Raw genomic sequence first — 20,660 nt, 5'->3', positions numbered from 1 at the left:
ATGATCGCGCGCGGGCCAACCCCCGGGGCGAGACATCCGGTCGGCGATTATGCGGTGTTCATGATCCGGGTAGGGTCGAGGCCAGGTGAACACCACAGGGAGGTACATCACCATGACCGAGGCCGACCAGGCCACCCCGGAAGCCGCCGACACCGAGGCAGGCAACGGGAAGACCAAGACCCAGCAGACCCACGACCCGGCGTACCCGGAGAAGTTCCTCGAGTTCATGCGGACCGGATGGCGGGACGCGGAGCTGGCGGTGACCGGGACCGACGGGGCGCCGAACTATGCCGCCCGCCGCGCGCGGCTGGCCGCCGCGTTCCCGGGCGAGACGCTCGTGATCCCGAGCGGCCACGAGAAGGTCCGGGCCAACGACACCGGATACAACTACCGGCCGGGCAGCGACTTCTTCTACCTCACGGGCGAGTTCGACCCGGAGAGCGTGCTGGTCGTCCGCCCCGACGGCGAGGCCACGCTGTTCGTCCGGCCGCGCTCGCCGCGCGACACCGACGAGTTCTTCAAGGACCGGATGTACGGCGAGCTGTGGATCGGCCGCCGGCACACGCTGGCCGAGAAGGAAGCCGAACTCGGGGTCAAGACGGCGAACCTGGCCGATCTGCCCGAGGTGCTGGCCGGGCTGACCGCCAAGGGCTCCCGCGTGCTGCGCGGTTTCGACCCGGGCGTCGACGCCGGCGTACTGCCGTGGAGCACGGCCGACCTCGACCGGGACCAGGAGCTGGCTTGGACGATCTCCGAGCACAAGCTGGTCAAGGAGGCGTGGGAGATCGCTCAGCTGCAGGACGCCATCGACGCGACCGTGCGCGGCTTCGAGGACGTCGCGCGCATCCTGCCCGCCGACCGGGCGGTCTCCGAACGGCTCATCGAGGGCGTGTTCGGGCTGCGTGCCCGGCACGACGGCAACGACGTCGGCTACTCGTCGATCGTCGGCAACGGCGCCCACGCCACGATCCTGCACTGGATCCGCAACGACGGGCGTACGCGGCCGGGCGATCTGCTGCTCATGGACATGGGCGTGGAGAACCGCAACCTCTACACCGCCGACGTGACCCGGACGGTGCCGGTGAGCGGCCAATTCACGCCGTTGCAGAAGCAGGTCTACGACGTGGTGTATGCCTCGCAGCAGGCCGGCATGGACTTCATCAAGCCGGGCGTGAAGTTCGAGGACGTGCACACCACGTGCATGCGAGTGCTCGCCGAGGGCCTGCACGACCTGGGCATCCTGCCCGTGTCGGTGGAGGAGGCGATGGACAAGGACTCGATGCTCTACCGCCGGTGGACGCTGCACGGCTTCGGCCACATGCTCGGCATCGACGTGCACGACTGCGCCAACGCCCGCAAGGAGCACTACAACAAGGGCGAGCTGAACGAGGGCTACGTACTGACGGTCGAACCCGGGCTGTACTTCCAGGCCGAGGACGAACTGGTGCCCGAAGAGCTGCGCGGCGTCGGCGTACGCATCGAGGACGACGTCCTGGTGACCGCCGAGGGCTGCGTCAACCTGTCCGCCGGGCTGCCCCGGACCAGCGCCGAGGTCGAGACCTGGCTGGCCGAGCAGCGTGAGGCCGGGCCGCGCCTGCCCGCCTGACCAACCACGACAAGGGAGTACGCGTACCTCCCTGCGCGAACTTCTTTCGCAAACGCCCTCCACACCATCGATGAAGTGCCTAGGCTCAAACCCGAAGGCACTCAAGGTGTGGGGGGTGTTTCGCGTGTTCATCGGACTGTTCGTGGGTCTGGGCCAGCTACTGCAGATCGGCCCGGTGTGGATCCACATCGGCGGATAAACACTTGACCGCCGCCCGCCGCCGTGACGTCAGGTCTCCGGCGGCGGTCGGCTGTCCGGACCACGGCGAAGAACACCCGATGCGCGTGTCTTGTCACGTAATGTCCGACGCAGCTCACGTAGAGTGATCGCGGCCTGGGGACCGGCGTCACCGTCTACTCGGCCCTTTGCGCCGTCTTCCACATCCTGTAAGACCGTCCTCCGCAGCCTGGATGAAATGATCTAGGCGAGAAACGGCGGCCAGGGCAACCATTTCTCGCCTAGATCAAGTTCCGGAAGCTCGCCTAGATCAAGTTCCGGAAGCAGGGGCGTGTCAGGACACGAACACGGTCACCGACCGTGGGGGAACGGTGAAGGACGAGCCGGACGCGGAGGCCGAGCGAAGCGAGGCGTCCGCGGACCCGGCGAGAACGGGGTGGAGCGCATAGGACCCGGTCAGCCCGGGAACCGACTGCGTCACAGCCTCCGCCTTGCTGTTGAAGATCACCACATAGCGCGAGAAGCCAGAAAGACCCCGGGCGTCCAGGGACATGACGATCACGCCAGGATGCGCGGCGGACGTCCCCGACACCGGGAATGCGACCCGCGACTGCACCGCCGCAGCCGAGGTCAGGCTGAACACCGGCGACGAGGCACGGATGCGCAGCAGTTCGGCGTACCGGGCCGAGGCCAGGTTGATCACGTCGCAGTTCGGCACCAGCGCGGGATCTGCCAGCAGCGGGCGGGCGTACGACCAGCGCGACGAGTTGTCCGCCGCCGGGGGCAGCCCGCGGCCGAACCCGTTGCCCGCCGAGCAGTCCCACTCGATCGAGTTGAACCAGTCGCCGGAGTTGTAGGAGTTCTTGTCCAGCGACTTGGACCGCAGCCGATCGGATCCGAAGGTCACGAACCCGGTCCCCTGCGAGAACACCACGGTGGACAGGGCCAGGACCTGCATCCGCGCTCGATCCACCGCCGAGGTGGACCGGGGCAGCTTGTACGCCAGCGCGTCGTACAGGATCTCGTTGTCGTGGGCGTCCACGTAGGTGACCGCCTCCGACGGCGAAGCCGTGTACCCGGCCGGCGAGCCGTTGTAGTCGACCTGATCGCCGCGCACGACCGCACCCGACGACGACCGGAACTCGTAGGCGGCCAGGTTTCCCGCCAGCCCCAGCTGAATCAGATCCTGCGCGTGCAACAGCGCCGGCAGGTCGGAGGAGGAGGAAGTGAGGCCGGAGGCGAAGCCCTGAATCCCGGGGTCGGCGTCGAACGGGCCGCCACCGCGTACGGCGTCTCGCAGCCGGTCGGTGAACGTGCCGACGCCGGTTCCGGCCATGTTCCGCTGGGTTGCCTGGACGAACCGGGCGTTGTTCGCGACCTCCCCGAAGTCCCAGCCCTCGCCGTAGAGCAGGATCGACTTGCCGTCCACGCCGTCGTGCGCCACCGTCAGCGCGTCCAACGCCTCGCGCACGGCCAGGATGTTGGCGCGCGGGTGGTGTCCCATGAGGTCGAACCGGAATCCATCCACCTTGTACTCACGCGCCCAGGTGACGACCGAGTCCACCACCAGCTTGCCCATCATGGCGTGTTCTGGTGCGGTGTTCGCGCAGCAGGTGGAGTTCGCCACCGTGCCGTCCTCGAGCAGCCGCTGGTAGTAGCCGGGCACGAGCTGATCCAGGATCGACCCGGGCGCGACACCCGCGGCCGACGTGTGGTTGTAGACGACGTCGGCCACCACGCGCAGCCCCGCGTGGTTGACGCCCTGCACCATCTGCCGGTACTCCAGCGTCCGGTTCGCGGGCGACACGGCGTACCCGCCTTCGGGAACGGTGTAGTGCAGCGGGTCGTAGCCCCAGTTGTAGCCGTCGGTGTCGCGTACCGCCGCCACGCACGCCTGCTGCTGGTCGGAGTCCGGCGGTAGCGACGCCAGGTCGCAGGCGGGCGTCGCCTGGGCCGACCGCTCCTCGGGCGTGGTGGCGAAGTCGAACGTCGGCAGCAGATGCAGATGGGTCACCCCGGCCGCCGACAGCGACCGCAGCTGCGTCATCCCCGCCGACGAGCCGGCGAACGCCAGATACGTGCCCCGGTCGGCGGCCGCGACGGTCGTGTCGGCGATCGAGAAGTCGCGTACCGAGACCTCCTGGATCTGCGGCCGCCCGGTCACCGCGGGCTTGCGCAGCGAGTCCCACCCGGCCGGCTTCGACGACGCGTCGTCCAGCGAGACGATCTGGCTGGCGGTCGAGTTCACCGCCAGCGCCAGCGAGTAGGGATCGGTCACGCTCGCGGTGACGAAGGTGTGCGTCGCGGGCTGCCACGCGGTCACCCGGAATCGGTAGAACCTCCCCTTCCAGGCCGTCGGCCCGGTCACCCGCCAGACGCCCGTCGCGTCGTCTCGCTTCATCGTGACCAGGGTGGGCGTACTGGTCGGCGTCGACATCAGTTCCAGCTGGACGCTGCGAGCCGTCGGTGCCCAGACCGAGATCCGCGTCTGGTCCCGTGTCACGACCGGGCCCAGCTTCGCGCTGGTCGCGGCGGCGTACACGTCGTCCAGGACGCCCGGCGCCTGCACGCCGGTCGCCGACAGCAGGTTGCCCTCGTGGTCGCTCTCGGTCACGACCAGCTGCGCGGTCAGCGCGGCCTTGACCTTCTTCAGCTCCGCGCTCAGTCCGAAGGAGCGGTACGCCCAAAGGTGTGGCCAGGCCGCGCGTTGCGCCTCGGTGAGCCCGTCGGCCCGAGCGCTCAACCGGATCGTGGTGTAGTCGCCGGTCAGGTGCCCGTCGGCCACCCCGAGCCCGCCGTTCGGGGCGATGACGAGGTCGTAGACCTTGCCGTCGGGGTCGCCCTTGTTCCAGGCGATGGTGGTGCGGTCGATCCACTGCGCGTAGCTGTGCCCGAGGTCGATGTCCTTGGGCGCGCTCTTGACCCCCGGCCGCAGGTAGCCGGGCGTCTGCTGCTGGAGCCACACTTCGTTGCCGCTGGTGGCGAAGGTGAGCTTCTGGTCGGCCGGAAGGTCCTTCTCGTCGCCGTTGTGCACGATGTAGCTCAGCGCGGTGGCGCCGTCGGCCAACGGCACCCGCCAGTACGCCCCGTACGCGTCCGTGCCGGTGGGCGGCATCGGTGTGCCCCAGTCGGTCGGGGTGGCCGCGCCGTCCCACAGATGCAGGCCCCAGCCCGCGTAGTCGGCGTTCGTCCGCCGGTAGTGCAGCACCGCCACGTGGGAGGCGGCCGCCTCGGAGGCGTACACGGTGGCGTCGCCGCTGGTCACGAAGGCGGCGGCGCCCTGCGTCGGGTCGATCGACTGGTCCGGCCCGGGGTCCTTGGTGTCTCCGTTGTGGACGATGAAGTTGACGACCTTGGCCGGGTCGGTCAACGGCACGTTCCAGTACGCCCCGAAGGAGTCCGTCCCGGTGGGCGGCATCGGGTTGGCCCAGTCGACGGAGATGCCGAGCCCGTCGCCCCACAGGTGCAGGCCCCAGCCGGCGTAGTTCCCGTCCGCGCGGTGGTACCGGATCGTCTGGTAGCCGAGCGCGGCCGCCGGGGAGGAGTAGATCGTGGCGTCGCCCTGCTTGAGCCAGACCTCGCCGACCCGGCTGGGATCGAGGCTGCGGTCGGCGTCGACGTCCTTGACGCCTTGGGAGTTCACGACGAGGAAGCCGACGTTGGTCGCGCCCGGTTTGACCTTGACCCAGGCCCATCGGCCGTAGGAGTCCGCGCCGGCGAACGGCTGCCCGACCGGCCAGCCGTGCTGCGACGACGGGTCGGAGTCGCCCCAGTTGTAGAGCCCCCAGTCGGCGTAGTCGCCGTCCGTGCGCCGATAGTGCACCAGGACGTATTCACGTTGCGCGCCTTGGACCGGGGTCGCCACGGTGACCTGAGTCGTGTCGGTCGCCTTCACTCCCCCACTGTCCACGATCGCCTTGTACGCGATCGGCGTCGTCCCGCCGAGCCCGGTCAGGTCGTGGTAGACGGTGTAGCGCCCGTCGGCGTCCGGCTGCGTGGCGGTGCCCAATGCCTGCCAGCGGCCGCCGGCGACCTGCGCGGAGAAGCTGACCGTCGCGGTCGGCGACGCGTTGCCGACCGTCGCGCTGACCTTGGCGATGGTGGGGACCTTCGCGCCGTCGCCGGGCGAGCTGATGGTGATCGTCGGCGTGCCGACGGCCGCCGTCACGGGCTGCTGCGCCTGCAGGACCACCGACGACAGCGGCGGGATGGTGACGGTGACCTTCCCGTCCGCGTCGGACGCCGGGCCGTCGCCCAGACTCGGGTAGAGCCGGCCGAACCGCGTACCGGGCGCCGAGGAGGTCGCCAGGGTCACCGTCTGCGCCTGCGTCGAGGAGTTCAGCGCGACGAGGTACTCCACCTGCTCACCGGCGCCGACCCGACTGAACGCGAAGACTCCGCCGCCCGCGTAGCGGACTTTCTGCGTACCAGTCGCCAACGCGGGATGAGCCGCGCGGAGGCGGCTGAGGGCCGCGATGGTCTGGTAGAGCGGATGCGTGGTCTCGTAGTTGTCGACGGCGTGGGTGCGATCGGTGCCGAGCAGGTCGTCGTCGAGGTAGTCGGTGGTCTTGCTCGCGAACATGTCCTGGCGGGCGTCCTTGTCGCCGCCGGGGCCGGTGAAGCCCTGCTCGTCGCCGGAGTAGACGACCGGCTGGCCGCGGGTGAGGAACATCAGCTCGTGAGCGAGCCTGTCGCGGTCGAGATAGGTCGATGCGTCCACACTGGATTTGCTGATGAAGGAGCCGATCCGGCCCATGTCGTGGTTGCCGAGGAAGGTCGGCAGCGCGTTCGCGTCCGTGCCCGGAGCGGTGTAGTACGGGTCCATCGCGTAGAGGTCGGCGAGGCCCTGGCCGCTACCGCCGGTGACGAAGCCCTGCGCGGCGGCCTGGAAGCCGAAGTCGAGGGTGGCGGGCAGCTTGCCCTGCCGCACGAAGGTCGACGCGTACGCCGCGTCGGCGCTGTAGACCTCGCCGAACATGAAGAAGTCCGGCTTGCCGTGGTCCTTCGCGTAGCTCGTGACGCCCTGGCTGAACTGGGGCCAGAAAGCCATGTCGACGTGCTTGACGGTGTCGAGCCGGAAGCCGTCGACGCCGGTCGTGCCGATCCAGTCCTGGTAGATCTTCGTCATCCCGGAGACGACCTCGGGCCGTTCGGTCCACAGGTCGTCCAGTCCATAGAAGTCCCCGTACGCCGAGTTCTCGCCGGCGAACGTCGAGTCGCCCCGGTTGTGGTACATCGCGGGATCGTTGAGCCAGGCCGGTTTCTTCACCGTCCGGTCGGCGGCGGTCGGGAAGATCGGGGTGTACGGCCCGGCCGTCCCGTCGGTCTTCGGGAAGCCCTGGGTGCCGTCGGCGTAGTTCGCGTCCTCGAAGGACCGGCCCTGCGTGTCGGTGTAGGGGCTGGTCTTCTTGTCCACGTAGTCGTACTTGTTCTCGGCGTACCGGAGGACGTCGGCGGTGTGGTTGACGATCACGTCGAGGTAGATCTTCATCCCCCGGTCGTGCGCCTCGCCGACGAGCCGCTTGAGGTCGGCGTTGGTGCCGAAGTGGGGGTCCACCTGGGTGAAGTCGGTGATCCAGTAGCCGTGGTACCCGGCGCTCAGGTCGGCCCCGGTCCCTTGGACGGGACGGTTCTTGAACACCGGCGCGAGCCAGATCGAGGTCGTGCCGAGACCCTGGATGTAGTCCAGCTTGTCGATCACGCCCTGCAGGTCGCCGCCGTGATAGAAGCCTTTGTCCGCCGGGTCGTAGCCGGTCTTCGTCCGGTCGCCGGCGTACCCGCCTTTGTCGTTGGACTTGTCGCCGTTGGCGAACCGGTCAGGCAACACGAAGTAGTACTGCTCTGCCCGCTTCGGGGCCCGGGATGGCTCCGGTTGCGGCGCGGCCTGGGCGGCCACCGGTGGGACGACGATCATGGGGAGGATCAGGGCGAGCGGCAGCAACCTGCGGAGATTCATCGCGTACCTCGGGGGCTCGGTGGCACACATCACTGCGAAGCGTCCGCCGCAACATACGCGTTACTGAAAGCCTGCCGCAAGACTTGCTCTCTCACGGCAGGCTGTGCTGCAAGATCTTGCAGGCGTTACCTAACCTGGGACTCCCACGTCCCGTCGATCCAGGTCGGCTCGCCGTCGAGCATGGGTGCCATCACCGTGCGCCACCATTCGTCCTGTTTGGGATCGTCGGCAAGGGCGACGTACTGCTCCTTGCTCTCGAACTGAACGGCCATCACGATCGTCTGGCCGTCGTCAGCGCGCAGCAGATCGCCACGCACGTAGCCCTGTACCTTGCGCTCGGTGTCCCACTTCTCTTCGGCGCGGACCACCTCGTCGTAGGGAACCTTGAGTTTCCCGATCATCACGGTGCCGTACATGACTCCCATTGTCCGCCGATCCGCGGCATGATCGTCGGCTTCCGACAGTCTTGGCGGTATCGCGCCCAAGATCGTCGTCTGCCGACGATCACGCAGGTCGCCGCCTCCAAGATCGTCGTCTGCCGCCGATCACGCAGGTCGCCGCCTCCAAGATCGGCGGCCCCCGACGATCACGCAGGTCGCCGCCTCCAAGATCGGCGGCTGCCGACAATCGTGGGGCCCAAAGCGAGATGATCGTCGGCTGCCGCCGATCATCCGGCGGACGGCCGACGAGCGGCGGGTCAGCGAGCGAGCGGCGAGCGGGCGGTCAGCTCCAAGTACGGCCGGTGAGTCGCTCGTACGCCGCGACGTACCGCGCACGCGTCCGCTCGACGATCTCGGCCGGCACTTCCGGCCCGGGGGCGGTCTTGTCCCAGCCGAGGCCCACGGCCCAGTCGCGAAGTGGCTGCTTGTCGAAGCTGTCCTGCACCTTGCCCGGCACGTAGTCCTCGGCCGACCAGAAGCGCGAGGAGTCCGGCGTCAGCACCTCGTCGCCGAGGACGAGCTGGCTGTCGGCGTCCCAGCCCAGTTCGATCTTGGTGTCGGCGATGAGGATCCCGCGCTCGGCGGCGATCTCCGATCCCCGCCGGTAGATCGCGAGCGTGATGTCGCGGAGCTGCTCTGCGGTGGCCGCGCCGACGGTGGTGATCACCTCGGCGAACGTCATGGGCTCGTCGTGCGCCCCCATTGCGGCCTTGGTCGACGGGGTGAAGATCGGCTCGGCGAGCTGGGAGCTCTCGACCAGCCCGGCCGGCAGCTCGATGCCGGAGACGACCCCGGTCGCCTCGTAGTCGCGCAGACCCGACCCGGTCAGGTACCCCCGGGCCACGCACTCGACCGGGACCATCTTCAGGCGGCGGCAGCGGATCGCCCGCCCGGCCCACTCGGCCGGCACGTCTTCGGAGATCACATGGTTCGGGACCAGGTCGGCGAGCTGGTCGAACCACCACAGCGACAGCTGAGTCAGGATCGCGCCCTTGTCCGGGATCGGCGTCGGCAGCACGACGTCGAAGACCGACATCCGGTCGGAGGCGACGAGGATCAGGTCCTCGCCGTCGGCGTACACGTCTCTGACCTTGCCCGAGTGCAGCAGCTCCACGGAGATGATCCTACGGTCGGGCCAGTTCGGCGATGTCCGCGGGCGTGACCCGGCAACAGCCCCCCAGCCAGTCCGCCTCCCAGGCCGGAGCCTCGGCCAGCCACGCCCCGGCCGTCCCGGTCCAGGACCGCTCCGCCGCGTCCCACTGTTCGCCGCTGTTCGGGTACGCGATGAGCGGCTTGCCGCTCACCGCGCGCGCGGTGGCCAGGGCGAGCCCGACGTCGGCCGGATCGCAGCAGTTCACGCCGACGGCAACGATCGCGTCGACGCCGTGTACGAGGGCGAAGGCGTCGGCGAGGGGCTGACCGGCGCGGGTGGTGGACCCGGCGACGGTGTAGGAGAGCCAGGCCGGCACGCCCAGCCCGTCGAGCGCCCTCAGCAGCGCCTCGGCCTCGACCAGGTCGGGCACGGTTTCGAGGGCGAACAGATCGGGACCGGCCGCCGCCAGCACCTCCAGCCGGGGCCGGTGGAACCGGACGAGGTCGGCGACGCTGAGGCCGTAGTTCCCGCGGTACTCGGAACCGTCGGCGAGCATCGCGCCGTACGGGCCGACCGAGGCCGCCACCAGGGCGTCGATCCCCGTCTCCTGGTTCGCCCGGCGGGCCAGGGTGACGCTGCGGGTCAGCAGCCGCTCGGTCTCGGCCCGGTCGATGCCGCTGCGGGCGAAGCCGTCGAAGGTGGCCTGATAGCTGGCGGTGGTGCTGACGGTCGCCCCGGCCTGAAGGAAGGCGGCGTGGGCGGCGACGATCGCGTCGGGCTCGTCCCGCAGCAGCCGGGCCGACCAGAGGTGATCGCTGAGGTCGTGCCCGTTCGCCGCCAACTCCGTCGACAGGCCGCCGTCGATGATCCGCGTGGGCTGCTCCGCCGGCCGGTGATGGGTCACGCGGGGGACCCTTCGAACTTCGCGACGATCTCGGCCAGCCACTCGGGGTTCCAGGTCAGCTCGCCGTCGGCCAGATCCTTGATCAGCGTACGCACGAAGGTCAGCTCGGCGGTGGTGACGGCTTGGGCGTACTCGTCCTCGACGGCGAACAGCCGCGGCAGGCCCATCTCCTGGCCGCGCTTCAGGTCGTCGGCGTACTGGCCGAGCCGGTCCTGCAGGATCCGGGCCCGGTTTTCCAACTGTTCCCGGGCGTCGTCCGGGTCGAGGGTCGCGACGAACGCCAATGCCGCCCGGAACTCGGGGAACTCCCGGGCTGGAGTCGCCAGCATCGATCGCAGCCAGGCCATCTGGGTCTGCCGGCCGCTGTCGGTCAGCTCGTAGACCGTGCGCTCGGGCCGGCCGGAATCCCGGGCGGTGTGCCGCACCTGGACGTAGCCGTCGCGCACCAGCCGCTCGATCGCCTGGTAGACGCTGTTGCGCTGGGCGACGTTGACGACCTCGTCCTTGCGCCGGCCCTTGATCTTCTGCTGCATCCCGTACGCGTGCATGGGCTCCTCTGCCAGCAAGGACAAGATCGCTATCGCCAGCGGGGAGCGCCGTTCTGCCATGGATCACATCGTACGACCTTGACCGTTCGATAGTCATTCCATGTATAGTTATCCCATGACTAAGCCAAGCACCGCAGCGATCATCGGCGGCGGCGTCGCCGGCCCCGTCACCGCCATGGCTCTGCGCCAGGCCGGCATCGAGGCCACCGTCTTCGAGGCGTACGCCCACGGCGCGGAAGGAGTCGGCTCGTTCCTGACGGTGGCCGTCAACGGCCAACGCGCCTTGCGGGAACTGGATCTGCTGGACCTGGTCCGGAAGCACGGGTTCGACTGCCCGCGCTTCGAGTTCGTCTCCGGCAAGGGCAAGCCGCTGGGCGGTTTCCCGGCCGCGCCGACCGGCCCCGATGGCCTGACCAGCCGTACCGTGCGCCGGACCGACCTCTACGAGGCGTTGCGCGACGAAGCCCTGCGACGCGGAGTGACCGTCGAATACGGCAAGCGCCTCGTCGACGCCGAGCGCGGCGGCGACGGGGTCACCGCGGTGTTCGCCGACGGCACCCGGTTCACCGCCGACATCCTCGTCGGCGCCGACGGCCTGCTGTCGCGTACGCGTGAGCTGATAGACCCGGCCGCACCGAAGCCGCGCTACGTGCCGCTGCTGAACACGGGCGGTTTCACCCGGGCGGCGGTACCCGGCGAGCCCGGCACGATGGTGATGTACTTCGGGCGCGACGCCTTCTTCTGCCACATGCTCGCCCCGGACGGCGTCGTCTGGTGGTTCGCCAACATCCCGCAGGTACGCGAGCTGAGCCCGGCCGAACTGGCGGCCATCACACCTCAGCAGTGGCGGCGACGGCTGATCGACACCTTCGCCGTCGACGCGACTCCCGCACGGGCCGTCGTCGAGGCGACCGAACAGATCGCCCTGCCGTGGAACACCTACGACTTCCCGAGCGTGCCGACCTGGCACGACGACCGGATGGTGCTCGTCGGCGACGCCGCCCACGCCGCCGCGCCGACCTCCGGCCAAGGCGCGTCGCTGGCGATCGAGGACGCGCTGGTGCTCGCCAAGGCGCTGCGGGACGCGCCCGACGCGGCCACGGCGTTCTCGGCGTACGAGCGGGAACGCCGGGGCCGGGTCGAACGCATCGTCGCTGAGGCGAAGAAACTCAGCTCCGACAAGATGCCCGGCCCGGTCGGCCGGCTCATCCGGGACGCGGTGCTGCCGCTCGTCTTCGCCAAGCGCGCCAAGTCAGGCGGCGACGACTGGGTGCTTTCCCACGAGATCCACTGGGCATGACGAAGGCGCCGGCCGCGGCCGGCGCCTTCGTCATGCGAACGTCAGGACCACTTCGGCACGGTGGTCTTCTTGCCCTTCGCCGAACCGCTCATCTTCGACTTGCCCAGCCACAGGAAGCAGCGGACGTTGTTGTTGCCGGCCGCCCAGTACTTCTTCGAGGTGGCCCAGGCGATCTCGCTGTAGCTCTTGTCGAACTGGCTGCCCGAGATGCCCATGTACGCCGCCGCGACCTCGTCGCACTTCTCGTGCAGGACGTCCCAGCCCGCGTCGGTGGTCGGGTACGCCACACTCGCGGCCGGCTCGAACGAGCCGACGTACTCGCTGTTGTGCGAGGAGCTGCACTCCACCTCGGCCATCTTCAGGTCGCCGCCGCTCTCGGTCGCGGTGAAGCACCCCAGCGGCAGCTTGTCGACGCCCTCCTTGATGGCCGCCGTCCGCGCCTTGGTCTCGGCGTTCTCCAGGTCGGCCAGCTCGATGACGTCGCAGGCGAACCAGTGCGCGCCGCCCTTCCAGGCCGCGCTGGACGGGGTCACGAGCTTCAGCTCCACCCGCAGGTCCCGCCAGTCCTGGCCGAGCACCTTGTCGGCCTGCTCCTCGCAGGCGTTGAAGGCGTCCGCCGCGTCCTTGGAGTCCGTGTCCGGCGGCGTCGAGGCGCTCGCGGCGGAGCCGCTGAACACGCCGACGTAGACCGTCTCGGTCTCGTGGCTCTTCGCGCAGTCGACGACCGCGAACTCGGTCGCCGTCGCCGAGGCGTCGGTCTCCCGGGCGTGACAGCCGAGGTCGGGAACGAAGCTCTTCGGCGCGGGCAGTGCCGACCAGTCGTTGGCCAGATCGCCATCGGTGCCGGTCAACGCACTACAGCCGGACATTCCCAGCCCAGCCGCCAGCACGAGCGCGATGGTCGCGATCCCACGCTTGTGTCTCATGAAAGGGCCCCTCCCCAGGTCGTCCTCTGCTGGGCAGTCTAGGTCAGCCGCGCACCCACCCCACCCGCGCCCCAGAAAGGTGGAGGATAGGGGTCGTGCGCACCCCTGTCTACGCCCCGAACGGAGTGGTCGCGACCAGCCAGCCGCTGGCGGCTCAGGCCGGAGTGGCCATGCTGCGGGAGGGCGGCACCGCTGTCGACGCCGCCGTCGCCGCGGCCATCACGCTCGCCGTCGTGCAGCCCGGCTCCAACGACCTCGGCGGCGACCTGTTCGCCCTCGTCTGGGACGGCCGGCAGCTGCACGGCCTCAACGCCTCCGGCCGGTCCCCCGCCGCGTTGACCCAGGAGCTGATGGCGGCCTCGGCGCTGCCGCCCACCGCCGCGCTCGGCGGCGCGCAGGCGGCCACGGCCACCGCTCCCCCGGCCCGGGGATGGCTGCCGGTCACCGTTCCCGGCGCGCCGGCCGGGTGGGCGGATCTGCACGCGCGATTCGGCCGGCTGCCGTTCGAGCGGCTTTTCGACGACGCCATCCGGTACGCCGAGGGCGGCTTTCCGGTCTCGCCGGCCACTGCCCGGCACTGGGCCGCCGCGGTACGCGTACACGCTGGGCTGTCGGATGAGGCGTGTGCGCACTGGGCGCGGACGTTCACCCTCGACGGCCGGGCGCCCACGGCGGGTGAGCGGTTCGCGAATCCGGGCGCGGGACGGGCCTTGCGGTTGATCTCCGGGTCGCACGCGCGGGACTTCTATAACGGCGAGGTGGCCGCGGCCATGGTGCGGCACGCCTGGAACACGGCGGGCCTGCTCACGGGCGACGACCTGGCCGGCCACGAGTCGACCTGGGTCGAGCCGATGAGCGCGAGTTATCACGGTTACGAGGTGCACGAGCTGCCGCCCAACGGGCAGGGTGTGGCCGCGCTTCAGGCCCTCGCGCTGCTCGACGGGCTGCCCGGCGTCCCCGATACGCATCAGCAGATCGAGGCGATGAAGCTGGGTTTCGCCGACGCGCACGCCTACGTCGCGGACCCGTTGTTCGGCACCCCGCCCGACCTGCTCGATCCGTCCTACCTAGACAGTCGCCGTACGCTGATCGGCGAGCGGGCGGCCGATCCCCCGCCCGGCGACCCGATGCGCGGCGGCACGGTGTACCTGGCCACCGCCGACGCGAGCGGCATGATGGTGTCGCTCATCCAGTCGAGCTACATGGGGTTCGGCTCGTTCGTCACCATCCCCGAGTACGGCTTCGGCCTGCAGAATCGGGGCGCGGGCTTCAGCCTCGACCCGGCCCACCCGAACGTGGCGGCTGGGCGCAAACGCCCGTTCCACACCATCATCCCGGGCTTTCTGAGCCGCGACGGCGCACCGGTCGGGCCGTTCGGCGTGATGGGCGGGCACATGCAGCCGCAAGGTCACCTACAACTCGTGACGGCCACGGTGGACGGCGGCCTCGACCCGCAGGCGGCACTGGCCCAGCCCCGGTGGTACTGGACGAGCGGCCTCGACGTGGTGGTCGAGCCGTCGTTCGACCGGGCGATCCTGGCCGACCTGTCGGCGCGCGGGCACCGGATCAGCGTCGCCACCGAGGTGAGCACCTTCGGGATGGGCCAAGCCATCTGGCGTACGCCCCACGGCTATGTCGCCGGGTCCGAACCCCGGGCGGACGGCCAAGCCGCCCCCTGCTGACCCGCCCTTTCCGCGCCCCTCTTGCCTCTCCCCTGCCTCTCCCCTGCCTCTCCCCGCCTCTCCGCGCGATCATGAACTTTCGGTCGTGATCGACCGGCGTGTCGCGTCCCGGGCACCCTGATCGATTCCGCAGCGCCCTGATCAACTCCGCGACGCCCACACGTCCCCCGCCTCACACACTCAGCGTGCCAGCGCCCCGCGCCCGCGGCCCCGCGCCGCCCGCGTGCCCGTGCCCCGCACCCCGCCCCCGCCCCGGGCGCCCCGCGCCCCACGCCGTCGGACGAGCGTCGGTTGGATCTAGGCGGGAAATGGTCGCCACGGCCGCCGTTTCTCGCCTAGATCACCTCCCACCGCGCGGTGATCTTGATCAGTAAACGTCGCCATAGCGACAGCAAACGTTCAAGATCACCGCGCGGCACCGCCTCCGCAACGCCCGAACCACAGCACCGCCTCCGCAACGCCCGAACCACAGCACCACCTCCGCAGCGCCCGAACCACAGCACCGCCTCCGCAGCGCCCGAACCACAGCACCACCTCCGCAGCGCCCAAACCACAGCACCGGAACCCGCGACGCCGGAACCCGCGGCAACAGAACCGCACCGCAAGATTGCACGCGAGTTGTCGCGATGTTGCGTACGAATATCTAAGTATTGCGTTCTCGGCTCGCCCGCTGGCATGATGGCCCGGCGGCCGGGCGTCGCCGCATCCCTGTCCACATTCGACACAAGGGAGCGCCATGACGGTCACACGCAGGCAGATTCTGGCCACTGCGGCGGCAGGAACCGCGGCAGCGGCGGCCGCCGCGATCGAGCTGCCCGGGGCGGCGGCCGCGGCCAGCCCGCCCGGCGACGTCGTCGGCAAGATCACGGTCGGCTACCAGGGCTGGTTCGCAGCGGCCGGGGACGGTTCGCCGATCAACGGCTGGTGGCATTGGGCGCAGAACTGGGGGCAGACCCCGTCGCCGTCCAACAACTCGATCGTCTCCTGGCCCGACGTACGCGATTACACCCGGACCTATCCGACGGCCTGGGCGAATCTTGGCAACGGTCAGCCCGCCGCCTTGTTCTCCCACTACGACCAGCAGACGGTCGACACGCATTTCCAGTGGATGCGCGACAACGGCTGCGACACGGCCGCCCTGCAGCGGTTCAACCCGTTCGGCGGCGAGGGCGCGATCCGCGACGCGATGGCGGCCAAGGTACGCACCGCGGCCGAGGCGACCGGCCGGAGGTTCTACGTGATGTACGACGTCACCAACTGGACCAACATGCAGTCGGAGATCAAGACCGACTGGACCCAGAAGATGTCGGCGCACACCGCGTCCTCGGCGTACGCGAAGCAGAACGGCAAGCCGGTGGTGTGCGTCTGGGGCTTCGGCTTCAACGACGACGGGCGCCCGTTCAGCGCCGCGGCCTGCCTCGACGTGGTGAACTGGTTCAAGAACCAGGGCTGCTACGTGATCGGCGGCGTGCCGACCTACTGGCGGCAGGGCATCAACGACTCCCGCGCCGGATACTTCGACGTGTACACCGCCTTCCATATGATCTCGCCGTGGATGGTCGGCCGGACCGGCACGCTGGACGGGCTGGACTGGTTCTACACCAACGTCAACCTCGCCGACCAGGCCGAGTGCAACGCCCGTGGCATCGACTACCAGCCCTGTGTCATGCCCGGCGACCTGTCGTCGCACGCCCGCCACCACGGGGACTTCTACTGGCGGCATCTCTACAACATGATCCGGCTGGGCGCCCAGGGCCTCTACGTCTCGATGTTCGACGAGTACAACGAGGGCAACCAGATCGCGAAGACCGCCGAGTCGGCCGCCTTCATCCCGGCCGGGTCGAGCTTCGTGACGCTGGACGAGGACGGCACCGCCTGCTCGTCCGACTACTACCTGCGGATCACCGCCGACGGCGGCAAGATGCTCAAGGGCCAGATCGCGCTGACCGCTGTCCGCCCGACGCAACCCGTCGTCGGCACGCCGCCGGCGACCGGCAACCTGGCGAGCGGCAAGCCGACCAGCGAAAGCAGCCACAACCAGGGATTCGTGGCGGCCAACGCGGTCGACGGCGACCAGAACAGCTACTGGGAGAGCGCCAACAACGCGTTCCCGCAGTGGGTGCAGGTCGACCTCGGCGCCGCCGCCCTGGTCAACCGCGCCGTGCTCAAACTTCCGGCGTCCTGGGGCGCGCGTACGCAGACGATCTCCCTCCAGGACGGAGCAACCGGCACGGCGCTGGCGAGCGGCTCCTATGTGTTCGATCCGGCGAGCGGCAACACCGTGACCGTCACGTTCGCCCAGAAGTCCGTCCGCTACGTCCGGGTGACCGTGTCGGCCAACACGGGCTGGCCCGCGGGCCAGCTGTCGGCATTCGAGGTCTACGGCGCGACGACCGCCGACACGCAGGCTCCGAGCGCTCCAGCCAACCTGACCGTCACGGGCAAGACGTCCAGCGGCGTGTCGCTGTCCTGGTCGGCGTCGACGGACAACGTCGGAGTGACGGCGTACCAGGTCCGTCAGGGTGGTGCGGTGGTCGCCACGGTCACCGGCACGACCGCCACGGTCAGCGGTCTCAACCCGGCCACCGCGTACACGTTCACCGTCACCGCGCAGGACGCCGCCGGCAACACCTCGGCCGCGTCGAACGCCGTCACCGTCACGACCGACGCCGCGCCCAGCACGAACCTCGCCCGCGGCAAGGCCACCGGCGAGAGCAGCCACACGCAGAGCTACAGCTCCGGCAACACCGTCGACGGCAACGCCGGCACCTACTGGGAGAGCGCCAACAGCGCGTTCCCGCAATGGCTCCAGGTCGACCTCGGCACGGCCACCACGATCAGCCGCGTCGTCCTCAAGCTGCCGTCGTCCTGGGAGACCCGGACCCAGACCCTCTCGGTGCAGGGCAGCGTCGCCGGCTCGTCGTTCACGACCCTCGCCGGCGGCGGCTACACGTTCAATCCCGCCACCGGCAACACGGTCACCGTCACGTTCGGGGCCGCGAGCGCCCGCTACGTGCGGATCCAGATCACGGGCAACACCGGCTGGCCGGCGGGTCAGGTCTCCGAGCTGGAGGTGTACGCGTAAAGCAGCGCCCGGCGCCGGTCATCAAGTGCCCGGCGCCGAGCGCGACGGCTTACTTCGCCGCGGAGACGAGCTTGTCGATCGCGGCGACCAGCTCGGGCGCCTCGGGCTCGACCCGCGGGCTGAACCGGGCGACGACCGCGCCGTCGGCGTCGACGAGGAACTTCTCGAAGTTCCACCGGATGTCGCCGACGTGGCCCTCGGCGTCGGCGACGCGGGTGAGCTGGTCGTACAGCGGGTGGCGGCCGTCCCCGTTGACCTCGACCTTCTCGGTCATCGGGAAGGTGACGCCGTAGGTCGCCGAGCAGAACTCGGCGATCTCGTCGGCGGTTCCCGGCTCCTGGCCGCCGAACTGGTTGCAGGGCACCCCGATGACGGTCAGCCCGGGGGTGCTCGCCGCGATGTGCTCCAGCCCGGCGTACTGCGGGGTGAGCCCGCACCGGGAGGCGACGTTGACGATGAGGGCCGGCTTGCCGCGCAGGCGGGCCAGCTCGCCGGGCTGCCCGGCCAGGGAAGAGATCTCGATGTCGAAGACGGACATGCCGGCGAGCCTATCTCGTCGGCCCGTTCGCGACTTACGGCAGGTTGCGGCCCTGCCGGCCGCGAGCCGATCCGGTCATCGCGGCGGTGCCGAACCAGAGCGAGCAGTGCACGATCCGGCGTCCGGCCGCCCAGAACTTGTACTCGTAATCGAACCAGACCGTCGTCCCGGTCAGGCCCGCGACCCGGCTCGCCGCGACGCCGAGGAACGGCGCCGCCAGTGACCGGCAACGGGCCTGGATCGGCGCGTAGTCGGCGTCGCTCTCGGGTTCCTTGGTGACCATCGGGTTCAGGAAGGAACCGACGTACTCGGCGTTGTGCTTGGTCGCGCAGTCCACGATCGTCGTCACGTCCGACGTGATGTCGAGGCAGGCCGGCGCGTACGCGAACCGCTTGAGGCTGCCGTCGCGGGGCTCCGTCACGGCCCAGTCGACGTCCATCTCCGACAGGTCGCAGCGGAACCACCGGCGTCCGGCCGCCCAGGCGGCGTCGGCGGGCACGATGACCTCAAGCCGCAGCCGCAGGTCGTACCAGGACGCCCGGCCGAGGTACGCCGACGTCCGCCGGTCGCATTCGGCGTACACCTGCTGCTGGGCGGTGACGTCCCACTCCAGCGACCCCATGAGCCGGGGGGCGTGATCCAGCTTCGCCAGATCTCCGGTGAACTCGCCGACGTAGGTCGTCTCCCTCAGGTGGGTGAACGAGCAGTCCACTGTCTCCTCGATGGTGATGTCGACCTGGTCGGCGGCACCTTGGTGGCAGTCGCCGGCCTTCAGCTCGACCTGCTGGGCCGCGGGCGGCATCGACCAGTGATCCGCCAGCCGGACATCGGCCTTCGCCGGCAGCCCGCAGCCACCGAGGAGGACCAGCACCGTCGCCGCCAGCGCGGCCGGCCGCAGTCGCCGCCCTGTCATGATCCGTCCTCCCGATCGCGTGCGGTCGGAGCGTAAGGGATCTTGAGCGGGCGGGGTGACCGTCGTCCGGCTGCCGGGGGACGGCCGATCGGCTACTTGGGCAGGTTCGTGCCGCGTTTGCCCTTGGCCGTGCCGGTCATCGACTTCTTCTCGCCGTACCAGAGGAAGCAGTGGACGTCCTGGCGGCCGGAGGCGGCGTAGTCCTCGTTGTAGGAGAACCAGACGTAGGTGCCGGTGAGGTACTTCACCTGGGCGGCGGTCACCCCGAGGTACGGGCCGGCCAGCGCTCGGCACTTCGTGTGGTACGGGACGTACTGCGCGGTGGTGTTCGGCCGCGCCTGGCTCAGGGCGGTGAAGCTGCCCACGTATTCGCCGTTGTGCTTGGTGGTGCAGCCGACCACCTTGGACTCGTCGTTGGCGAAGTTCATGCACGCGATCGGGTAGGTGAAGTCCTTCAGCGTGCCCTCGCGGGTCTCGTCGTCGAAGGAGTACCAGTCGACTTGCTGCAGCTCGCAGCGATACCACTTGCGTCCGGCCGCCCAGGCGGCGCTGGTCGGCAGCACGACGTTGAGATCCAGCCGCGGGTGGTACCAGCTGTGCCCGACGTACGCGCTGGCCTGCTTGCTGCATTCGGCGTACGCCTCGGCCTGCGCGGTGGCCGCCGCACCGGTCGCCTTCTTCTGCAGGGTCGGCGGCGTGGTCAGGGCAGCCGAGGCGCCGGTGAACTCGCCGATGTACACGACCTCCCGGTTGTGCGAGCCGGTGCAGGGCACCATCGTCTCGGTGACCGGGTTGACCTGCTCCTGGGTGGCCGTGCGGCAGTCGCCGACCTTCGCCTGGACCTCCTGGGCCGCGGGCGGCATCGACCACTGGTTGGTCAGCTTCCCGTCGACCCCGCTGGGCAGGCCGCAACCCGCCAGCCCCATCAGCACCACCGCCGCCGTCAAGCCGGCCGCCAGCCGTCGCCGCCCCGTCATGAAGCTTCCTCCCCAAAGTCTGCGGCGGCAGTCTAGGACTGCGCCCAGGCCCGGGGCGATCGGCTATTCGGCCGTCACGAACTCGATGCGGTTGCCATGGCAGTCGTTGGTGTGGAACCGGCGCATGCCCGGCTGTTCGGCCGGATCGGCCCAGACCACGGGGTACCCGGCGGCGGTCAGCCGAACGGCGAGCCCGTCGAGGTCGGCGCAGGTGAGCGCGGGGTGCGCCTTGCGGGCCGGGCGGAAGTCGTCCTCGACCCCGAGGTGCAGCTCGGCGCCCTCGGCGTCGACGAACCAGCAGCCGCCCCGGACGGCCAGCAGCGGCGGCTTCGGCTTCTCGGTCATCCCGAGTACGCCGACGTAGTAGGAGCGAAGCGCGTCTTCGCTGTCGCGCGGACAGGCGATCTGAACGTGATGAAGCATGATCCAGACGATAGAATGAGGTTGCCAAAAAAACAAGACGGACGTACGGTATGCATTGTCGGCATGCCCTGACGGGCCGCGTCGTGGGGTTA

General features: G+C 69.7%; 14 protein-coding genes. 4 read left to right on the top strand and 10 right to left on the bottom strand.

What is annotated here, in order from left to right:
• Positions 1-112: 112 nt before the first annotated feature.
• Positions 113-1,606, top strand: coding sequence for an aminopeptidase P family protein (locus HDA40_RS35290; protein ID WP_253762186.1), 1,494 nt, complete (start codon positions 113-115; stop codon positions 1,604-1,606).
• Positions 1,607-2,117: 511 nt separating this feature from the next.
• On the opposite strand, the gene pulA is transcribed toward HDA40_RS35290, so the two are convergent.
• From pulA to HDA40_RS35265, 5 genes are all read right to left on the bottom strand, one after another.
• A complete protein-coding gene (pulA, locus tag HDA40_RS35285) occupies positions 2,118-7,739 on the bottom strand; it encodes a pullulanase-type alpha-1,6-glucosidase (RefSeq protein ID WP_253762184.1) in 5,622 nt (1,873 codons plus the stop codon).
• 125 nt (positions 7,740-7,864) lie between these two features.
• Positions 7,865-8,155, bottom strand: coding sequence for a hypothetical protein (locus HDA40_RS35280; protein WP_253762182.1), 291 nt, complete (start codon positions 8,153-8,155; stop codon positions 7,865-7,867).
• A gap of 307 nt (positions 8,156-8,462) precedes the next feature.
• A complete protein-coding gene (locus HDA40_RS35275) occupies positions 8,463-9,293 on the bottom strand; it encodes a phosphoribosylaminoimidazolesuccinocarboxamide synthase (RefSeq protein ID WP_253762180.1) in 831 nt (276 codons plus the stop codon).
• Between the two features lie 10 nt (positions 9,294-9,303).
• Positions 9,304-10,176: a homocysteine S-methyltransferase gene (gene mmuM, locus HDA40_RS35270; protein WP_253762178.1), complete on the bottom strand. Its 873-nt coding sequence runs from the start codon at positions 10,174-10,176 to the stop codon at positions 9,304-9,306.
• Positions 10,173-10,784: a PadR family transcriptional regulator gene (locus tag HDA40_RS35265; RefSeq protein WP_253762176.1), complete on the bottom strand. Its 612-nt coding sequence runs from the start codon at positions 10,782-10,784 to the stop codon at positions 10,173-10,175. The genes mmuM and HDA40_RS35265 overlap by 4 nt, the downstream gene beginning before the upstream one ends.
• Before the next feature lie 55 nt (positions 10,785-10,839).
• On the opposite strand from HDA40_RS35265, the gene HDA40_RS35260 reads away from it, so the two are divergent.
• Complete coding sequence (locus tag HDA40_RS35260) at positions 10,840-12,024, top strand: FAD-dependent oxidoreductase (protein ID WP_253762174.1); 1,185 nt, start codon at positions 10,840-10,842, stop codon at positions 12,022-12,024.
• Positions 12,025-12,065: 41 nt separating this feature from the next.
• Here the strand turns inward: HDA40_RS35260 and HDA40_RS35255 are convergent, their stop codons facing one another.
• Entirely contained in the window at positions 12,066-12,950 is an 885-nt protein-coding gene (locus HDA40_RS35255) for a septum formation family protein (protein ID WP_253762172.1), read from the bottom strand.
• Between the two features lie 95 nt (positions 12,951-13,045).
• Between HDA40_RS35255 and HDA40_RS35250 the strand changes: the two genes are divergently transcribed.
• Positions 13,046-14,632: a gamma-glutamyltransferase family protein gene (locus HDA40_RS35250; protein ID WP_253762171.1), complete on the top strand. Its 1,587-nt coding sequence runs from the start codon at positions 13,046-13,048 to the stop codon at positions 14,630-14,632.
• 736 nt (positions 14,633-15,368) lie between these two features.
• Positions 15,369-17,717 carry a galactose-binding domain-containing protein gene (locus HDA40_RS35245; protein WP_253762169.1) on the top strand — a complete coding sequence of 783 codons (2,349 nt, stop codon included), beginning with the start codon at positions 15,369-15,371 and terminating at the stop codon, positions 17,715-17,717.
• Positions 17,718-17,766: 49 nt separating this feature from the next.
• On the opposite strand, the gene HDA40_RS35240 is transcribed toward HDA40_RS35245, so the two are convergent.
• The 4 genes from HDA40_RS35240 to HDA40_RS35225 all read right to left on the bottom strand — a co-directional run bounded on the left by HDA40_RS35240 (position 17,767) and on the right by HDA40_RS35225 (position 20,568).
• The gene (locus HDA40_RS35240) at positions 17,767-18,255 is read right to left on the bottom strand and encodes a glutathione peroxidase (protein WP_253762167.1); all 489 of its coding nucleotides are present in this window, start codon (positions 18,253-18,255) and stop codon (positions 17,767-17,769) included.
• Between the two features lie 34 nt (positions 18,256-18,289).
• Complete coding sequence (locus HDA40_RS35235; RefSeq protein ID WP_253762166.1) at positions 18,290-19,168, bottom strand: septum formation family protein; 879 nt, start codon at positions 19,166-19,168, stop codon at positions 18,290-18,292.
• A 92-nt stretch (positions 19,169-19,260) separates the two neighbouring features.
• The gene (locus HDA40_RS35230; RefSeq protein ID WP_253762165.1) at positions 19,261-20,145 is read right to left on the bottom strand and encodes a septum formation family protein; all 885 of its coding nucleotides are present in this window, start codon (positions 20,143-20,145) and stop codon (positions 19,261-19,263) included.
• A gap of 63 nt (positions 20,146-20,208) precedes the next feature.
• Entirely contained in the window at positions 20,209-20,568 is a 360-nt protein-coding gene (locus HDA40_RS35225; protein ID WP_253762163.1) for a VOC family protein, read from the bottom strand.
• Positions 20,569-20,660: the final 92 nt, after the last annotated feature.

It is taken from the genome of Hamadaea flava (assembly GCF_024172085.1).
GTDB lineage: Bacteria > Actinomycetota > Actinomycetes > Mycobacteriales > Micromonosporaceae > Hamadaea > Hamadaea flava.
This window is presented reverse-complemented; position numbering and strand designations above follow the sequence as displayed.